The following is an 18,716-nucleotide window of genomic DNA, read 5'->3' as shown; positions in this document are numbered from 1 at the left end:
AAAACTACACCGCCGTCATTCCGGGATGCGCCTCTTGGCGCAGGCCCGGAATCCATAATCGCCGATCGTGGTTATGGATTCCGGGCTCGCGCTTGGCGCGCCCCGGAATGACGATTCTCCATCAGCCCTCCTTCTTATACGGCGGCCGCGGGATGTTCTGGTGCGCCGCGCGTAGCGCCGCGGACCAGCGCGACCGCAGGTCATGGAAATAGGGTTCGCCTGCCTCGATACGGTGGTTGAGGTCGGCGTCGCAAACGTCCGACCGCACTACCAGCACGTCGATCGGCAGGCCGACGCCGAGATTGGAGCGCATCGTCGAATCCATCGAGATCAGTCCCGACTTCAGCGCTTCGTAGAGATCGACGTCGTAATGCATGGCGCGATCGAGCACCGGCTTGCCGTATTTGTGCTCGCCGATCTGAAGATACGGCGTGTCGGTGGTGCATTCGATGAAGTTTCCGGCCGGATAAACCATGAAGAGCCGCATTCGCGAGCCCTTGATCTGGCCGCCGAACAGGAACGAGACGTCGAAATTGATGTCTTCGGATTGCAGCGCGACACCCTCGGTGGCATGCACGCTGCGGATCGCGCGGCCGATGCGCTGCGCGGCCTGAAACATGGTCGGCGCGTTCATCAGCGTTTCGATGTCGCCGGTGGTGGGATCTTCCAGGCCTTCGGTCAGGGTCGACAGCACCGACTGGCTGATCGACAGGTTGCCAGCGCTGGCAATCGCCAGAATGCGGTCGCCCGGCTTTGAGAAGACGTGGAGCTTGCGGAAGGTGGAAACGTTATCGAGGCCGGCATTGGTGCGGGTGTCGGCGATCATGACCAGACCTTCCTTCACCAGAATTCCGCAACAATAGGTCATTCCCGGTCCTCAAACCCGATCGAAGATGATCGAGTGAAACGTGTAGCCAATTTTGCACGGGCGTCCAACCCACGATTACGACTGCGATTGCGACTGACCCTGCCGTCCGGCCTGATCGACCTTCACCGCCACCGTCAGGGTTTCCTTGCCGCCGCCGTAACGCGTGCCGCGCACCGGGGCGGCGCCGAGATAGTCGAGGCCGATGGCGACGCGGGCGTGCGCGTCGGTGGTGCAAATGCCGTTGGCGGGATCGAACCCGACCCAGCCGAGATCCGGCACAAAGGCTTCGGCCCAAGCATGCCCGGCCTGCTGGTTGACCATGCCGTCGGAGCGCAGGAAGTGCCCGGCGGTAAAGCGCGCAGGCACGCCGCCGGACCGCGCGCTGGCAATGAAGATATGCGCGTAGTCCTGACACACCCCGCGCTTTCCCGCAAAAGCTTCCGCCGCCGAAGTACCGGAATTGGTCGGGTCTTCGTCGAACGTCATGTGTTCGTTGATCTGCATCATCAGAGCATGCAGAAATCCCAACACGTCGTTGCCGGATTGCAAACGCAACTCGCGGGAAAACGCCGCCATCGCCGGATTGACTTGCGTCAGCGGCGTCGAGCGCAGGAACAGGCTCGGGGGAAAGCGCTCATCGGTGCCGCGCAATACGCCGCCGGTGTCGTGGGTTTCGATCAGGCCTTCGACCTTGATGGTAAGGTCGGCGATCGGCCCATGGGTCAGCACATGGGTTACATTGCCGAACGCGTCCTGATGCATATCGAGCCGCGAATCGGTGGAGACGTCGATCTGCCAGTCGGCGACATACTGGCCGTCATGGCTGCCAGGCGTCATCCGCAGGATCTGGATCACGCTGGAGGCTGGCGGCTCGTAGCGATAAGTGGTGGAGTGGGCAATTCGCAGGCGCATGGTTCTACCGGCTTCCGTCTTCGTCATTCCGGGATGCGCCTTTTAGCGCAGGCCCGGAATCCATACGCACGATGGTGGCTGTGGATTCCGGGCTCGCGACTTCGTCGCGCCCCGGAATGACGGTTTTAAGTTTTGGCGACCCTGTCATATCAGATACTGCTTGGCGATGACTTCGCCGAGCCGGCCATTGTCCGAAATGAATTCCTGGATGAATTCATGCAGGCCGCGCTGGAAGATGTCGTTCATGTTGCTGTGCTCGAGGCGATTGCGGACGCCGCGGGCGTGGCGCTGCGCCGCGCCCTGGCGGCCATAGGCGACGCCGATCTGATCGAGATTACGCGCCAGGTTGCTGTAACAGCTCGCCAGCGAACGCGGCAGCGACTCGTTCAGAATCAGAAGATCGGCGATCAGCCAGGGTTTCAGCGTTTCGCGATAGACCCAGTGATATGCGGTCAGGGCTGAAACCGAACGCAGGATCGAGGTCCACTGATAATAATCCAGCGGGCCGCCGACGTGCTCTTCTTCCGGCAGCAGCAGGTGATACTTCACGTCGAGAATGCGCGCGGTGTTGTCGGCGCGCTCCAGATGCAGCCCGAGCCGCGAGAACCAGTAGGCGTCGTTGCGCAGCATGGTTCGATAGGCCGAGCCGTCGAACCGCAGCGAGATTTCCTGGACGAACCGCAGGAACTTGTTGAGTTCTTCGCGGGTCCTGGTGCCTTTGCCCCAGACTTCCTGCAATTCGATCCACGCGCCGTTGATGGTGTCCCACATCTCGGATGTCAGCGCGGTGCGCACCGAACGCGAATTCAGCCGTGCATTTTCGATGCAGTTGCGGATCGACGACGGATTGGCCGAGGAGAACGACAGGTATTCGACTACGTTGTGTTCGTCGGCCGTGGAATAGAGCGTGTAGAAGTTGGCGCTGACGCCGGCCGTCAGCAACGCCGAATCCCACTCATTGCTCTTGCCGACATAGGCGTTCGGCAGCGCGGTGACGCGCAGCGTCGCCTCGATGGTGCGTGCGAGATATTCTGCGCGTTCGACATAGCGGGCGAGCCAGTAAAGGTTTTCAGCGGTGCGCGACAACATGCGACCTCACGATCCATGTCCGCAGCGCGCTGCGGTATTGCCATGCCGATGCGCAGAACCGGGATCGCCCGGGGGGGCGCCTTTGCAATGGTCCGGATTCCGCAAATCAGCGCAGAAGATGCGCCGCATCGGGCCGGGGAAGCGAGGTGAGCCTTCGTTACTCATCCAGTATCCAGGTATCCTTGGTCCCGCCGCCCTGACTTGAATTCACCACCAGCGAGCCTTCCTTCAGCGCCACGCGGGTCAGGCCGCCGGGAACGATGTTGACGTGGTCGCGCCCGGTCAGCACGAAGGGCCGCAGGTCGACGTGCCGCGGCGCCAGACCTTTCTCGGTGCAGGTCGGGCAGGTCGACAGCGCCAGCGTCGGCTGCGCTATAAAACCCTCGGGCTCGCGTTTGAGTTTGTCGCGGAACGCTGCGATGGTGGCCTTGGTCGCGGCGGGGCCGATCAGCATGCCGTAACCGCCGGAGCCGTGCACTTCCTTCACCACCAGTTCCCCAAGATTGTCGAGAACGTAAGCCAGATCCGTTGGCTCGCGGCAGCGCCAGGTCGGTACGTTCTTCAGGATCGGCGCTTCGCCGAGATAGAATTGCACGATTTCCGGCATGTAGCTGTAGACCGCCTTGTCGTCGGCGATCCCGGTGCCGACTGCGTTGGCCAGCGTCACGGTGCCGGCCATGTAGGCCGACATCAGGCCGGGCACGCCGAGCGCTGAATCGGGACGGAAGGTGAGGGGATCGAGAAAGTCGTCGTCAACCCGGCGGTAGATGACGTCGACGCGCTTCAGGCCTTCGGTGGTGCGCATGAACACCTCGTCGTTCTTGACGATGAGGTCGCGTCCCTCGACCAGTTCGACGCCGAGCTTGTCGGCCAGGAACGAGTGCTCGTAATAGGCTGAATTGTAGACGCCGGGGGTCATCAGCGCCACCGTGGGCTCCGCCGAAGCGCTGACCGGCGCCACCGAACGCAGCGCCGACAGCAGTTCGTCCGGATACTTTTCCACAGGCGCGACCCGGTGCCGGGCAAACAGGTCGGGAAACAACCGCATCATGATTTCGCGGTTTTCCAGCATGTAGGACACGCCGGAGGGGGTGCGCGCGTTGTCCTCGAGCACGAAGAAGTTCTCCGGCTCGGTACGCACGATGTCGATGCCGGCGATATGCACATAGACATCGTGCGGCACGTCCTGGTCGTTCATCTCGGGGCGGAACACCGGATTCTGGAAGATCAGATCGTCCGGAATGATATTGGCGCGCAGGATATCGCGGCCATGATAGACGTCGCGCAGGAACATGTTCAACGCATGAACCCTCTGCTTCAGGCCCTTTTCCAGCAGCGTCCATTCCTTGCCGGAGAAAATCCGCGGGATCACGTCAAAGGGGATCAGCCGCTCCTGGGCTTCGGCGTCGCCATAGACGGCAAAGGTAATGCCGATCCGGCGAAACAGCAGTTCGGCTTCCTGACGGCGATATTCCAGCGCGTCAGGCGGCGTCTCCTTGAGCCAGCGGGAGAGTTCCTCGTAGGCCGGGCGGAGATCGCCGCCGGGACCGTTCATTTCGTCGAACGCAACTGCCATCTATCCAGACTGTTTTTTGAGCCACACGCCACAGTGCATGACTGAAAGGGGTGGTAGCAAGGCCCGGGCCAGCACGATATGCATGTGCCGGACGGCAATTGGAACAGGACAGCGCGACGCTGCCTGAAAAAACGGCTGAAACCTGCTCATTTCGGCGGCAAAACAGCAGGGTAATCACGCAGATGGCGAGGAAGAGGTCATGAGCGATATCGTCACGGCGGGAATCCTGGTGATCGGCGACGAAATCCTGTCCGGGCGGACCAAGGACAAGAATATCGGCTTTATCGCCGAATATCTGACCAATCTCGGGATCGACCTGAAAGAGGTGCGCGTCGTTGCCGATGACGAGGCCGACATCATTGCGGCCCTGAATGCGCTGCGCCGGCGCTATACCTACGTCTTTACCACCGGCGGTATCGGTCCGACCCATGACGACATCACCGCCGACAGCATCGCCAAGGCGTTCGGCGTCGGTATCGATCACCATCCCGACGTGGTGGCGCGATTCCGCGAGCGCTTTCAAGGCGTGGGCGAATTAAACGAGGCGCGGCTGCGCATGGCACGGATTCCCGATGGCGCCGAACTGATCCAGAGCGCGACCATCCTCGCGCCCGGATTCAAGATAGGCAATGTCATCGTGATGGCGGGCGTACCGTCGATCATGCAGGCGATGATGGATATCATCATGCCGAAGCTGAGGTCCGGCGTCCGCATGCTGTCGGAATCGGTGCGCGCCAATGCGCGGGAGGGCGACATCGGCGGGCCGTTGCGGGAAATCGCCAGCGCCCATCCGGACACTGTCATCGGCTCCTATCCGTTTCAGGACGAGGACAAAAAGCCGAATACCAACCTCGTCGTGCGCTCGCGCGATCCGGAAAAACTTGCAGCCGCGATGAATGCGGTAAAGGAGATGCTGGCGGGGCTTAACGTCGCACGCTAAGGCGTCGTCATTGCGGAGAGCGAAGCGACGAAGCGATCCAGTCCGGCTTGTGGTCTCTGGATTGCTTCGCAGCGCTCGCAATGACGGATACAAGGATCGATCTACGCAAAATGCAGGAGAGAAGAGTTATGACGGGGGAAGCTCCGGAGTTGAGTGCGCAGGAACGCGCGGGCAAGGCGTTTCCGGTGTCGTGGGACCAGTTCCACCGCGATTGCCGCGCGCTGACCTGGCGGCTGAACGAAGTCGGGCCGTTTCATGCCGTGATCGCCATTACCCGTGGCGGGCTGGTGCCGGCCGCGATCGTGGCGCGCGAGCTTGGCGTGCGTATCATCGATACCGTCTGCATCGCCAGTTACGATCACACCAAGCAGGGCGAATTACAGGTGCTTAAAAGCATCTCGGCAGATACCGCGGCGCTGGGCAGCGGCACCGGCAGGGGCTTGTTGATCGTCGACGACCTCGTCGACACCGGCAAGACCGGGCGGTTGGTGCGGCAGATGATGCCGGACGCGCATTTTGCCACTGTCTACGCCAAGCCGAAGGGACGGCCGTTGGTCGACACTTTTATTACCGAGGTGTCGCAGGACACCTGGATCTTCTTTCCCTGGGACACCGCGCTGGCATTCCTGCCGCCGATCCGCGACGGCGCGGCGTAGCGGGCTACGCTGCGCTTGTGCTGCACCGCCCGGGACGGGTATTCATGCCTCTGCAGAACCGCGTCAGTCCGACCGGCGACATCGTCGCCACCCCACACCGCGGCCTGTTCACCGGCAATCGCGGCATCATCCATGATCCGGCGACGAGGACGCTGCTGAACCGGCGCTGGAGCAGCAAGGCGTGGCTCACCTGTACTTGCGAATTTCGGGGCCGCCGCCGCGACGTGATGGCCGCGCGAAGCTGGACCGAATTGTTCTTTCTCGACGAGGCCACCGCGCTCGCGGCCGGGCATCGCCCATGCTTCTACTGCCGCCGCGACGACGCCAGCGCCTTTCGCGCGGCGTGGGAACAAGGGAACGGCGTCGCGCATGCGAGCGCGCCTGAGATTGACGCGGTGTTGCATCACGAGCGACTGGACGGCAGGCAGAAGCGGCTGCATGCATTTTCGATGCCTTTGGAAAAATTGCCCGACGGCGCGATGGTGCGGGTGGAAGGCGACAGCTATCTGATCGCGGGGGGCAGGACGTTGCTGTGGACCTGGGATGGCTATCGTGAGCGTAAACATGCAATCCGCGACGCCGCGCTGCTCACGCCGCCTTCGACGCTGCGCGCGTTTAGCGCTGGATATCGGCCGGTGCTGCATCGGAGCGCGGCTGCGTAATTTTATGTTCGTCACGCCCGGGCTTGTCCCTACTGGATGCACACATCTCCATCGTCATTGCCGGGCTTGACCCGGCAATCCATCCTTTCGAACGACTCCTCCGAAGATGGATGGATACGCGGGTCAAGCCCGCGTATGACGAGATGTATGAATCCAGTAGGGCTTGTCCCGGGCATCCACGTCTTTCTTTGCGGCGGCAGTTAAGACGCGGATGGCCGGGACAAGTCCGGTCGTGACGGTGGAATGGCGCGTACTGCTTATCCGAACCGCTGCCGTGCCAGCTTCGCGCCGGCGCCGAGCGCCATCAGTTTCGCCTCGGCGATGTCGCGATGCATCGGCGCCATGCCGCAGTTCGTCGTGGCGACGATATTGCTGGCCGGCACGTGCTTCATAACGGCTTCGATAGTGCTCGCGACGTCCTCTGCGGTCTCGACGACATCGCTGGCGACGTCGATCACGCCGGCCTGCACGATCTTGCCCTTCAAGAGGCCGAGCAATTCCAGCGGTACCTTCGAATTGCGGCATTCAATAGCCACTTGCTGGATCGGGCTGGCGTCGATCGCCGGAAAAATCTGCTCATACTGCCGCCATTCGCCGCCGAGCGTCTGCTTCCAGTCGGTGTTGGCCTTGATGCCGTAGCCGTAGCAGATGTGCACGGCGGTAGCGCAGGTCAGCCCTTCGGCGGCGCGCTCGAGCGCCTTGATGCCCCAATCGCCGACCTCGTCCATGTAGACATTGAACGCCGGCTCGTCGAACTGGATCACATCGACGCCATCGGCCTGCAGCGCTTTGGCTTCCTCGTTCAACAGGTCGGCAAAGGCGAACGCCATCTTGACGCGGTCGCCGTAATACTGGTCCGCGATGGTGTCGATGATGGTCATCGGGCCGGGCAGCGTGAATTTCAGCTTGTGCGAGGTATGGCTGCGGGCGACACGGGCCTCGTCGGCATGGACGCGGCCCTTCAGCTTCAGCGGCGCCACCACCTGCGGCACCATCGCCTTGTAACGGTCTTTCCGGATTCCCATCTCGACCTTGTGAGCGAAGTCGATGCCGTCGATATGGGCAAGAAAGCCGTGCACGAAATGCTGCCGTGCCTGTTCGCCTTCGGTGACGATATCGACGCCGGCGTCTTCCTGCAGCTTCACCGCCAGCATGGTGGCGTCGCGCTTGGCGCGCGCCAACTCGGAACCCGTGGATTTCCATGGCGCCCACAGCACGTTGGGCTCGGCCAGCCATTCGGGTTTCGGCAGCGAGCCGGCAATCGTCGTTGGAAACAGCATGTGCATCCCTCTACGCTTTCGATTTGGATGGTATCTGCCATGCCCTGAGGGCGGCGTACAGAACAACAAAAGTCGTCATAGGCGGGCTTGACCCGCATATCCATCGCTCTTCGCAGGGAGTTTTTCGAAGGAGATTGCCGGGTCAAGCCCGACAAGGACGAAGAAATGCTTTCAGTGCGTTCGCTCGTTGCTTAGGATCGGCTGAAAACGCCTGAGGAAACCCCATGATCGACCTGCACTATGCGCCGACGCCGAACGGCTGGAAAATCTCGATCATGCTGGAGGAATTGGGGCTGCCCTATACGGTAATTCCCGTGAATATCCGCGCAGGCGACCAGTTCAAGCCGGAATTTCTGAAGCTCAGCCCCAACAACAGGATTCCTGCGATCGTCGATCATGCGCCGGCCGATGGCGGCGAACCGTTTTCGGTATTCGAGACCGGAGCCATCCTGATCTACTTGGCCGAGAAAACCGGCCGTTTCCTGCCTGCGGACATGCGCGGCCGGTCTAAAGCCATCCAGTGGGTGATGTGGCAGATGGGCGGGCTCGGCCCGATGCTCGGCCAGCATGGGCATTTTGCGCTCTATGCGCCCGAGAAGATTCCCTATGCCATCGAGCGCTATCGCGACGAGGCGGCACGGCTATACGGCGTGCTCGACCGGCAATTGAGCAAGACCGGCAGCTATGTCGCCGGCGATTACTCGATCGCCGACATCGCCTGCTTCCCCTGGACCATGACCCATAAGGCGCAGGGCTTTACATTAGACGACTATCCGCGCGTCAAGCGCTGGTACGCCGAAATCCGCGCGCGGCCGCAGGTGCAGGCCGGGCTCGCCGTGGGCAAATTCGTCAAGGAGCCGTTCGATGAAGAGGCGCGAAAGAATATGTTCGGGCAGGCGGCGAAGGCGCTGCTGGGCGCGCAGCATAATGATGCGTCATTCCGGGGCGCGCGAAACGCGAGCCCGGAATCCATGACCACCATCCGGCGTATCGATTCCGGACCTGCGCCAAGAGGCGCATCCCGGAATGACGAGCGGCCATGATTTGATCCGCACAGTGAGGGAAACACCCATGATCGAATTTTTCTTCGACTGCTCCAGCCCCTGGACCTACCTCGCTTTCCACAATATCCAGCCGCTGGCACGCGAGTTCGGTGAAGACATCACGTGGCGACCGATCCTGGTCGGCGGCATTTTCAACAGCATCAATCCAAGCGTCTATGCCTCGCGCGAGCACCCGGTGCCGGCCAAGGTGGCCTATCAGAAGAAAGACGTGGCGGATTGGGCGCGCTCGGCCGGGCTCGCCATCAAGATGCGACCGACGGTGTTTCCGGTGAACAGCGTCAAGGCGATGCGCGGCTGCATCTGGCTCGGCCAGCCGGCCGCGATGCTGCCATTCGCCCGCGCGGTATTCGAGATCTACTGGGGCGAGGACAAGGACATCTCGCAAGATCCGGTGCTGGCGGAAGTTTGTCAGCGCGTCGGCATCAATCCCGCAATGTTCTTCGCAGGCATTGCCGAGCAGGCGATCAAGGACCAGCTCAAGGCCAATACCGACGAGGTGATGTCGCGCGGCGGCTTTGGATCGCCGACGATCTTCCTGAACAAGACCGATATGTATTTCGGCAACGACCGCTTGCCGCTTGTCCGCGAAGCGCTGCAGCGCCGCAAGTTGCGCGCCGAGGGCGCGGAGAGCGCCGCATAAATGCCGAGAGCCGTCTTCTGCCGTGAGCTCGGTCCGCCGGAGAAACTGCGGCTGGAAAGTTTTGCGGCAGCACCACTGGCGCCGGGGCAGGCGCGTGTCGCCATTCATGCCGCGGGCATCAATTTTCCCGACATTCTGATGGCGGCAGGGGAATATCAGCTCAAGCCGGACCTGCCGTTCATACCGGGCATGGAGGCGGCGGGCGACGTCGTCGAAGTGGACCGCGCGGCAAACGGCGTCGCCGTTGGCGACAGGGTGATCGTGAAGCTGCGGCACGGCGGCTATTCCGAGGAGGCCGTGGTCACGCCGTCGCAATTGACGCCGCTGCCGAGCACGTTCGACTATGCCGAAGGAGCGGTCTTTCTCGCCGCGCACGGCACCGCTTATCATGCGTTGGTCGATCGCGGACAAATCCAGCGCGGCGAAGTGTTGCTGGTGCACGGCGCCGGCGGCGGCGTGGGGCTGGCGGCGGTTGAACTCGGCAAGCTGTTAGGCGCCAATGTGATTGCGGCGGCGTCGTCTGAGGAGAAATTGGCGGTGGCGCAAGCGCGCGGCGCCGACCATCTGGTGCTGTACGGGCGCGAGCCGTTTCGCGATGCGGTCAAACGCATCACCGACGGCCGCGGCGCCGACGTGGTGGTCGATCCGGTCGGCAGCGAGGTTTTCGAGCAGAGCTTGCGCTGCATCGCCTGGGCTGCGCGACTGCTCGTCGTCGGCTTCACCGGCGGCATCGGCCTGGCGCGCACCAACCTGGTGCTGATCAAGGGCGCCAGCGTGCTTGGGGTGAGAGCCGGCGAGGCGGTGCGGAAAAATCCGGCGCTTGGCGTCGCGCGGATCAAGGCGCTGAGCGAGTGGGCAGAGGCGGGGAAGATACGGCCGAACATTTCGCACCGGCTGCCGCTGGCGGAGTTTGCACCTGCGATGCGATTGTTGATGGACCGCAAGGCGATCGGCCGCGTGGCGCTGATGGCGCGGTAGGTCGTCATCCTGAGGTGCTCCCCCTCTTGGGCGAGTCTCGAAGGATGGCCGCAGATCGTGGCCACCCTTCGAGACGCCGCGCAAAGGCGCGGCTCGTCAGGATGACCGCAGAATTTGTGGAAGGATCGTCATTTATACTCCCGCTCTTCCCACCACGGGAAATAGTCGGGCATGTCCGCCGAGACCTTATTCCTGAACACCGCCGGCCGCTTTTCCAGGAACGACACCACGCCTTCCTTGACATCGTCGGAGCGGCCGCGGGCGTAGATGCCGCGGCTGTCGACCTTGTGCGCTTCCATCGGGTCGTCGGCTCCCAGCATGCGCCACATCATCTGGCGGATCAGCGCCACCGATACCGGCGCGGTCTTGTCGGCGATTTCGCGCGCCAGTGCGCGGGCGGCCGGCAGCAATTCATCCGGCGGCACCACCTTGCTGATGAGGCGGCCGGCCAGCGCCTCCTGCGCCGGAAATACGCGGCCGGTGTAGCACCACTCCAGCGCCTGGCTGATGCCCACGATGCGCGGCAGAAACCAGCTCGATGCTGCTTCGGGCACGATGCCGCGCTGCGAGAACACAAATCCGAACCGCGCATGCTCAGACGCAATGCGGATGTCCATCGCAAGTTGCATGGTGACGCCGATGCCGACCGCAGCGCCGTTGATGGCTCCGATCACGGGTTTGAGGCATTTGAAGATGCGCAGCGTCACCTGCCCGCCGCCGTCGCGCGCGTTGGGATCGCTGTAATCGACGGCGCCGTCGGCGAGCCGTTTCACCGGCCCGCGCCGCGCGTCCCGATCGAAGGTCTTAGCGCCCTCCGACAGATCCGCCCCGGCGCAGAACGCGCGGCCAGCGCCGGTGACGATGATGGCGCGGACGTCGTCATCCTTGTCGGCCGCATCGAAGGCCTCGATCAGCTCCTTTTGCATGGCGCCGTTGAAGGCGTTGAGCTTGTCGGGCCGGTTCAGCGTGATGGTGAGGATTTGTTCGGCGACGTCGGTCTTGATCGTCTCATAGGCCATCGGGTGTTCCTCCAGTTGCTGTTAAGCCGTCATTCCGGGGCACGCGGAATCCATGATCACCATCGGTGTATGGATTCCGGGCCTGCGCCGAGGGCGCATCCCGGAATGACGAAAGAAGTTATTTCTTCGGCGCTGCCGGCCACGGCCTTTGCTGACCGCGCATTGCCTCGAATGCCTTGGCTATCCGCAGCACGCCGATATCGTCGAAGCGGCGGCCGACGATCTGCACGCCGATCGGAAAACCGCTGGCGTTATAGCCGCCGTTGATCGAGGCCGCAGGATTTTCGGACATGTTCCAGGTCACGGTGTAGGCGATATGCTCGAACGGTTTTTCGGGATCATTGATCGGGGAGGCTAGCTCGGCGGCGAAGTTGACGACCGGCGAGACCGGCGAGATCACATAGTCGATGTCGGCGAACAATTTCCCCGCGCCGGCGCGGATCGCCATCGTGGCGTTGAAACCCCTGATCACATCGACGCCGGACAGCTTGGCGGCGCGTTCCGCCCACGTGTAGATGTAAGGCAACGCCTTGGCGCGCTCTGCCGGTGCGAGCTTTGCAAGATCGTCCCATGCGCGCGCGCGCCAGAACGCGTCGAGGCCGTCCAGCATCTCGCGCGTCAGCACGCCCGGTACTTCGGCGATATCGGCGCCGGCCGCTTCAAACGCGCGCGCCGCGGCGACGGCGACATCGCGAACTTCTTTCTCAAGCGGTTGTCCGACATCGAGATCGAGCATTAGCCCGATGCGAAGCTTGCGCGGCGGGCCGGAGAGCGCTTTCCAGTTGATATCATCGGGCGGCAGGCTCATGCCGTCGCGGCGGTCGGGTTTCGACAGCACGCCCATCATCAGCGCCGCATCGTCGACCGTGCGGGTCATCGGACCTGCAACGCGGCCGACATAGGGCGGATCGACGGGAATCCGCCCCAGGCTCGGTTTCAGCGCGAAAAGGCCGCACCAGCATGCCGGCAACCGAACCGAGCCGCCGATATCGGTACCAAGATGCAGGGGGCCGTAGCCGGCAGCGGCCGCAGCGCCTGCACCCGCGCTGGAGCCGCCGGGATTTTTCGACAAGTCCCATGGATTGCGCGTGAGGGGGTGGAAGCTCGAGAGGCCGGACGACAGCATACCGTAATCGGGCATGGTGGTTTTGGAAAAGATCACCGCGCCCGCCTCGCGCAGGCGAGCCGCCGGCGGCGCGTCCGCGATCGCGGGAACGAGCCGGGTGGTTGCCGCGCCGAGCGGCACCGGTACGCCGGCGGTGGCGATATTTTCCTTGATCGTGGCCGGCACACCATCGAGCGCCCCGGCGGGCTCGCCTTTCTGCCAGCGCGCGGTCGATGCCTTCGCGGCTGCGCGTGCGCCTTCGGGATCGAACGCGTATAGCGCTTTCAGATGCGGTTCCCAGATCGCGACATGCGCGAGAACGTCCTCCAGCACCTCGGCCGGTGAGAATTGCTTGGCCCGAAAACCCGCGATCAGGTCGACCGCGCTGAGGTCGTGCAGGGACATCACCGTTTCTTCGGAAATGGGCTTATGCATGGGCGCCTGCCAGCAATCGGGTTTCGATGATGCGCGCGAACACGCTGGCGCCGATGGGCAGGATCTTGTCGTCGAGAATGTAGCCGGGATTGTGCACGGGTACGGAGCCCTCCTGGCCGAGCCAGAAATAGGCCCCAGGCACCACGTGCAGCATGTCGGCGAAATCCTCACTGCCCATCTTCGGCGTCGATCGGGTGATGACGTTCTTTGGATCGACAACGGTACGTGCAACGTCGGCAATGACTTTCGAATGCTCCTCGCTGTTGACGAGAACGCTGAAGGTATCGCGAATATCTGCGTGGATGTCGACCTGGAAGGCGGTCGCCAGCCCCGCGCAGATCGCGCGCATACGCTCGCGGATCAGCGCGCGCACGCCGTCGTCGAACGCGCGGACCGTACCGCACAGCCTTGCTTCGCCGGAAATCACGTTATACGCCGAGCCCGCGTGAATCTGCGTGATCGACAGTACCGCCGACTTCAGCGGACTGACGTTGCGGCTGACGATGCTCTGCAAGGCCTGTCCCAGCGTCATGGCGGCTATGACGGGATCCCGCGCGTTTTCCGGCATCGCGCCGTGCGCGCCGAAGCCGGTTATGACAATGTCGAAGAAATCGGCGCCGGCCATGGCCGGACCCGGAAGGATCGCGACTTCGCCGTGATTGAGATCCGGCGCGTTGTGCAGCCCGTAGATTTCGTCACAGGGGAACCTTTCGAACAGTCCGTCCTTGATCATCGCGCGCGCGCCGCCAAGACCTTCCTCTGCGGGCTGGAAGATGAAATGCACGGTGCCGTCGAAGTTTCGGGTTTCGGCGAGATAACGCGCGGCGCCGAGCAGCATGGTGGTGTGGCCGTCGTGGCCGCAGCCGTGAAAGCGGCCGGGAATAGTGGAGCGCCATTTCAGGTTGGTGGTCTCTTCCATCGGCAACGCATCCATGTCGGCGCGCAGCCCGATGCGTTTGGCCCCCAAGCCTTTGCCCTTGAGCACGCCGACCACGCCGGTACTGCCGAGGCCGCGATGCACCTCGATGCCCCATTGCGTCAGTCTGTCGGCGACGATGCCGGAGGTTCGCACTTCCTCGAAGCCGATCTCGGGGTGGGCGTGCAGGTCGCGCCGGATCGCAATGAGGTCGTCGGCGAAGCTTTCGATGCGGTCGATGTTGGGCATGGTTTTTATCCGATGGCGGGAGAGGTGGAACGTGATCGCGGCACCGGCGTGAACGGAATTCCGTTCGGCTTGATGCGGACGCCGGGACGTAACCGCGTCCACGGCAGCGTCGAGGTGTCCGCCGGCATCGCGCCTGGTGCCGCGCAGATGATGATCTTTTCCGCGATCGGCTCGAAATCGGCGCGGAAATGCACCGAACTCTTGTTGACGAGAATGGATTGCCCGGCCGGTTCGATGCCGACGAAGCGGTACATCGCCTGATCCGCAAGCTGCGCCTTGCGGGAGCCGATCACGATCCTGACGCCGCCGATGCGCAGGCAGGCGGACGGACCCAGGTTCATCATGCTGCCGCCGAAGTAGGGGCCCGGCGCGAGGAATTTTCCGTCCGACAATCGCTCAACGATGAAATCATGCTCGAACGCCGTGTCGCCCGGGATACCGGACTTGCCGCCGAGTGCGAGCCTGACCGTAGCGCCTTGCCCGGCCGCGTGTGCCGCTTGCGCCGACTCCGGGTCGACGATGACGCCGATCGCGGCGTTGGTGGCGCCGTTCCGAACCAGCGCACGCAGCATGCCGGTGGTGTCGGAGTCGCCGCCGGCGCCGGGATTATCCTGGGTGTCCGCGATGACAACCGGCTTGCTGGCGTGCTTTGCCAATTCCATCGCATGGCGCACGCCTTCATCGGGCGTAAAGATGCGGCCGTCAAAATCGCTTTCGTGGCCGGCGATCAGCGCGGCGATCTTATCGGCGGCCGCATCGGCGTCGGCCTGGGTCCGGCCATAGGCGAATACGCTGGCGCCGCAGCCGGAGAAATCGGCCGCTGGAAAACCCGGGGCGAACGACAGCGTCGGCACCGCGTCGCTCTCCAGCGCGGCAAGTTTGGCATAGATGCTCTTGCAGGGTTCATCCCTGGTGCACTGCCAACTGATCGGAATCAAGAACGGGATCTGCCGGAACGCTTTTGCCAATTTTTGCTTGGAGCCCAGCAGCAGCGCCAGATGCTTTGCAGCGGCGCGGCCGGTGTCGGCCATGTCGACATGCGGATAGGTACGGTACGTGATCAGCGCGTCGGAATGCTCGATCATTTGCGGCGTGACGTTGGCGTGCAGGTCGAGACTGACGACCAGGGGCAGATCTTTACCGATCACCCGGCGCACGCGCGCAAGGAGTTCACCTTCGCCGTCGTCGAGGTGCTCGGTCACCATGGCGCCGTGCAGATCGAGATAAACCGCGTCGATCGCACCCGCCGCCCTGACGCCGTCGACGATCGCGCTGGCGACGCGCTCGTATGCGTCTTTGGTCACATGGGCGGACGGGCTCGCGGCGCACCAGATCGTCGGCACCAGTTCCCAACCCTCGGCTTCCGCGGCCGGGATGAAGCCGGCGATACCGACATTGATGTCGCGCATCTGCTCCAGCAGCTTCGCGCCCAGCCGCATCGGCGGCCAGCCGCCGCCTTGCAGGAAAGCGTCGTAGGTGGCCTTGGTCGGCGCGAAGGTGTTGGTCTCGTGCAGGAAACCGCCGACGGCGATACGGGTCATGGAACGGCAACTCCGGTCATTGCGCAGGATAACACCATCTCAGCCCGTCATGCCCGGCCTTGTGCCGGGCATACACGTCTTCCTTTCGCTCTAGACAGAAGACGTGGATGGCCGGGACAAGCCCGGCCATGACGGCGAATGTTCGACCGGCTGGAAATTGGCGAAATCCCATTCCCGTCCGGGGGCCGCGTCAAGCAGCGCGCGGGTATAGGCAATTTGCGGATTTGTGAGGACTTGTGCCGCCGGTCCCTGTTCGACGATGCGGCCATGCTGCATCACGGCAACGTCGTCGCAGATTTGCGCCGCCACCCGCAGGTCGTGGGTGATGAACAATAGCGCGATGCCGAGCCGCTTCTGGATGTCGTCCAATAATTCAAGCACCTGCGCCTGTACCGAGACATCCAGTGCCGACACCGCCTCGTCCGCCACCAGCACGTCGGGATCGAGCGCCAGTGCGCGTGCAATGGCGATGCGCTGGCGCTGCCCGCCCGAGAACTGGTGCGGATAGCGCGATATGGCGTCGGGGGGAAGGTCGACCAGTTCGAGCAGTTCGCCGGCCTTGGCCAAGGCTTCGGCGTGCGGCATGCCGTAATTGACCGGTCCCTCCGCGATGGTTTCACCGACGGTAATGCGGGGGTTGAGCGAACGATACGGATCCTGGAAGATGATCTGGATGCGCTTGCGGTGCGGCTGCAGCAGGTGGCGCGGCAGGTCGGAAATTTCCCGGCCGGCCAGGCGAATGCCGCCGGAGGTCGGATCGATCAATCGCACGATGCAGCGCGCCACCGTCGACTTGCCAGATCCGCTTTCGCCGACGATGCCGAGCGTGCGCCCCCGGCGCAAGGTCAGGGTCACGTCCCGCGCGGCTGCGACCTCGCGCGTTCTGCCGAAGAACGATCGCTCCCGGTAGACCTTGCCGAGATCATTGGTTTCCAGCACCACCGGGCCGGAAGATTCGTCGCGCGGCGCGCGGGGGATGAGGCTCGGCACCGCCGACAGGAGATTGCGGGTGTATTCCATGGCGGGCGCACGCAGAATGGTCTCGAGCGTTCCGGTTTCGACCAGCCGGCCGTGCCGCATCACCGCGACGCGGTCGGCAATCTCGGCGACCACGCCCATGTCGTGCGTGATGAACAGCACCGCGGTGCCGTGATCCCGCTGCAGATCGCGGATCAGCGTCAGAATCTGCTTCTGGGTAGTGACGTCGAGTGCAGTGGTCGGCTCGTCCGCAATCAGGAGCTTCGGTTCCAGCACCAGCGCCATCGCGATCATGATACGCTGGCGCTGGCCGCCTGAAAGGCGGTGCGGGTAGGCGGCGAAGATGCGCTCCACTTCGGGCAGCCGGACCTGCTCCATCATGGCCAGAATGCGTGCGCGCCGCACCCTCGCATCGAGATCGGTATGGACCCGCAGCACCTCGTCGATCTGCTTGCCCACCGGCACGACCGGATTGAGCGCCGTCATCGGTTCCTGAAAGATCATCGCCATGGTGGTCGCGCGCAGCTGCCGCAAGCGGCGACCGCCGGCGGTGAGGATTTCCTCGCCGACAAGTTTGATGCTGCCGCCGGAGGGGACCAGCGAACCTTTTTGCAGCAGACCCATGACGGCCAGCGACGTGACCGATTTGCCGGAGCCGCTTTCGCCGACCAGACATAGCGTCTCGCGTTCGCGTACCTGCAGCGAAATGCCGTCGAGAATGCGCTCGCTGCGAGGATTTTTGCCGAGGCCGACGACAAGGTTGTCGATGTCGAGAACGATGTTTGTCATCGCAAGCCTCGTGTCCCGGGCGCAGCGCGGCATTCTTCATGCCGCACTGCGCCGCGGCTCTGCGAAGCAGCACGGTGTGCTGCATTACGTCCGGGGCACGGATCAATTGCTTCCACGCTCACCTCGCGCCCTCGCGCTGTTTCATGCGTGGATCGAGCGCGTCGCGGGCGGCGTCGCCGATCAGGTTGACGGAAAGGATCGCGATCGACAGCAGCAGCCCCGGCCAGAAGATCAGCGATGGCTTGATCTGAAAATAGGCGCGGCCTTCCGCCATGATGTTGCCCCAGGTCGGCGTTTCCGGGCTGATGCCGGCGCCGAGGAACGACAGGATCGCCTCGGTAAGAACAGCGGACGCGCAAACATAGGTGCCTTGCACGATCAGCGGCGCGACGGTGTTGGGCATCAAGTGCCGCCACATGATTTTCGGCAGGGACGAGCCGACGGAAATCGCGGCTTCCACATACGGCTCCTCGCGCGCCGACAGCACCACCGAGCGCACCAGCCGCGCCACCCGCGGGATTTCCGGAATTGTGATGGCGATGAGCACCGTGGCGAGGCTCGCGCCCGACAGCGACACCACGGCAATCGCAAGCAGGATGCCCGGGATTGCCATCAGCCCGTCCATCACCCGCATCATGATCGCATCAATCCATTTAAAAAAGCCGGAGACAAGGCCGATCGCAAGCCCAATGGTGATGCTGACGACCGCCGCGCCAAGTCCGATCAGCATCGAGACGCGCCCGCCGTAGAGAATACGCGACAGCACGTCACGGCCATAGCCGTCGGTGCCGAGCAAAAATTGTGCGCTTGCGGGTTTTAGCCGCTGCGCCGGCGCCAGCAGCAGCGGATCGTGTGGCGCAATCCACGGAGCAAAGATGGCGGATGCCACCACCAGCGCAAGGCAGGTCGTGGCGGCGGCGATAATCGGCGTTGACGTCAGAAACCCGAGCCCCGGGCGGAATGGCGTGGTGATCGGAATCGAGGGCTCGGGGAGGGTTTCGATCGCCATCGGTATCTGA

16 protein-coding genes and 1 pseudogene are annotated in these 18,716 nt (G+C 63.3%); 6 read left to right on the top strand and 11 right to left on the bottom strand.

Translation table 11 applies throughout. From position 1 onward, the window contains the following. Window positions 1–121 precede the first annotated feature (121 nt). The 4 genes from ACFE72_RS12760 to ACFE72_RS12745 all read right to left on the bottom strand — a co-directional run bounded on the left by ACFE72_RS12760 (window position 122) and on the right by ACFE72_RS12745 (window position 4,445). The gene (locus tag ACFE72_RS12760) at window positions 122–868 is read right to left on the bottom strand and encodes a peptidase (RefSeq protein ID WP_375413463.1); all 747 of its coding nucleotides are present in this window, start codon (window positions 866–868) and stop codon (window positions 122–124) included. A gap of 75 nt (window positions 869–943) precedes the next feature. Continuing rightward, the gene (locus ACFE72_RS12755) at window positions 944–1,780 is read right to left on the bottom strand and encodes a transglutaminase domain-containing protein (protein WP_375413462.1); all 837 of its coding nucleotides are present in this window, start codon (window positions 1,778–1,780) and stop codon (window positions 944–946) included. Window positions 1,781–1,924: 144 nt separating this feature from the next. Further along, window positions 1,925–2,869 (bottom strand): alpha-E domain-containing protein, encoded by a 945-nt coding sequence (locus tag ACFE72_RS12750; RefSeq protein WP_375413461.1) that lies wholly within the window; start codon window positions 2,867–2,869, stop codon window positions 1,925–1,927. Between the two features lie 157 nt (window positions 2,870–3,026). Beyond that, on the bottom strand, window positions 3,027–4,445 hold the full coding sequence (locus ACFE72_RS12745) for a circularly permuted type 2 ATP-grasp protein (protein ID WP_375413460.1): 1,419 nt from the start codon (window positions 4,443–4,445) through the stop codon (window positions 3,027–3,029). Between the two features lie 199 nt (window positions 4,446–4,644). Between ACFE72_RS12745 and ACFE72_RS12740 the strand changes: the two genes are divergently transcribed. The 3 genes from ACFE72_RS12740 (at window position 4,645) to ACFE72_RS12730 (ending at window position 6,703) form a co-directional block, all read left to right on the top strand. Further along, on the top strand, window positions 4,645–5,385 hold the full coding sequence (locus tag ACFE72_RS12740) for a competence/damage-inducible protein A (protein WP_375413459.1): 741 nt from the start codon (window positions 4,645–4,647) through the stop codon (window positions 5,383–5,385). A 128-nt stretch (window positions 5,386–5,513) separates the two neighbouring features. After that, window positions 5,514–6,041 (top strand): xanthine phosphoribosyltransferase, encoded by a 528-nt coding sequence (gene gpt / locus ACFE72_RS12735; RefSeq protein WP_375413458.1) that lies wholly within the window; start codon window positions 5,514–5,516, stop codon window positions 6,039–6,041. A 44-nt stretch (window positions 6,042–6,085) separates the two neighbouring features. Continuing rightward, window positions 6,086–6,703: a hypothetical protein gene (locus ACFE72_RS12730; protein WP_375413457.1), complete on the top strand. Its 618-nt coding sequence runs from the start codon at window positions 6,086–6,088 to the stop codon at window positions 6,701–6,703. A gap of 257 nt (window positions 6,704–6,960) precedes the next feature. Here the strand turns inward: ACFE72_RS12730 and ACFE72_RS12725 are convergent, their stop codons facing one another. After that, window positions 6,961–7,983 carry a methionine synthase gene (locus ACFE72_RS12725; protein ID WP_375413456.1) on the bottom strand — a complete coding sequence of 341 codons (1,023 nt, stop codon included), beginning with the start codon at window positions 7,981–7,983 and terminating at the stop codon, window positions 6,961–6,963. Window positions 7,984–8,207: 224 nt separating this feature from the next. Here ACFE72_RS12725 and ACFE72_RS12720 point away from each other — a divergent pair. The 3 genes and pseudogenes from ACFE72_RS12720 to ACFE72_RS12710 form a co-directional block, all read left to right on the top strand. Continuing rightward, window positions 8,208–8,900 (top strand): annotated as a pseudogene (locus ACFE72_RS12720) (glutathione S-transferase N-terminal domain-containing protein); the annotation flags it as partial. Between the two features lie 154 nt (window positions 8,901–9,054). Beyond that, a complete protein-coding gene (locus ACFE72_RS12715) occupies window positions 9,055–9,687 on the top strand; it encodes a 2-hydroxychromene-2-carboxylate isomerase (RefSeq protein ID WP_375413455.1) in 633 nt (210 codons plus the stop codon). Beyond that, window positions 9,688–10,665, top strand: coding sequence for an NADPH:quinone oxidoreductase family protein (locus ACFE72_RS12710; protein ID WP_375413454.1), 978 nt, complete (start codon window positions 9,688–9,690; stop codon window positions 10,663–10,665). 128 nt (window positions 10,666–10,793) lie between these two features. Here the strand turns inward: ACFE72_RS12710 and ACFE72_RS12705 are convergent, their stop codons facing one another. From ACFE72_RS12705 to ACFE72_RS12680, 6 genes are all read right to left on the bottom strand, one after another. After that, window positions 10,794–11,684 carry a crotonase/enoyl-CoA hydratase family protein gene (locus ACFE72_RS12705; RefSeq protein ID WP_375413453.1) on the bottom strand — a complete coding sequence of 297 codons (891 nt, stop codon included), beginning with the start codon at window positions 11,682–11,684 and terminating at the stop codon, window positions 10,794–10,796. A gap of 118 nt (window positions 11,685–11,802) precedes the next feature. Then, window positions 11,803–13,224, bottom strand: a complete 1,422-nt coding sequence (locus tag ACFE72_RS12700) for an amidase (protein WP_375413452.1) — start codon at window positions 13,222–13,224, stop codon at window positions 11,803–11,805. Continuing rightward, window positions 13,217–14,389 (bottom strand): M20 aminoacylase family protein, encoded by a 1,173-nt coding sequence (locus ACFE72_RS12695; protein WP_375413451.1) that lies wholly within the window; start codon window positions 14,387–14,389, stop codon window positions 13,217–13,219. Before ACFE72_RS12695 ends, ACFE72_RS12700 begins: the two co-directional genes overlap by 8 nt. A 5-nt stretch (window positions 14,390–14,394) precedes the next feature. Next, on the bottom strand, window positions 14,395–15,930 hold the full coding sequence (locus tag ACFE72_RS12690; RefSeq protein WP_375413450.1) for a M81 family metallopeptidase: 1,536 nt from the start codon (window positions 15,928–15,930) through the stop codon (window positions 14,395–14,397). Between the two features lie 90 nt (window positions 15,931–16,020). Beyond that, a complete protein-coding gene (locus ACFE72_RS12685) occupies window positions 16,021–17,697 on the bottom strand; it encodes an ABC transporter ATP-binding protein (RefSeq protein ID WP_375413449.1) in 1,677 nt (558 codons plus the stop codon). A 118-nt stretch (window positions 17,698–17,815) separates the two neighbouring features. Further along, window positions 17,816–18,706 carry an ABC transporter permease gene (locus ACFE72_RS12680; RefSeq protein WP_375413448.1) on the bottom strand — a complete coding sequence of 297 codons (891 nt, stop codon included), beginning with the start codon at window positions 18,704–18,706 and terminating at the stop codon, window positions 17,816–17,818. Between the last annotated feature and the right edge of the window lie 10 nt (window positions 18,707–18,716).

This window comes from uncultured Bradyrhizobium sp. (genome assembly GCF_964252615.1).
Taxonomy (GTDB): Bacteria; Pseudomonadota; Alphaproteobacteria; order Rhizobiales; family Xanthobacteraceae; genus Bradyrhizobium.
The sequence above is the reverse complement of the archived record's forward strand: the minus strand, read 5'-3'. Positions and strand labels throughout refer to the sequence as shown.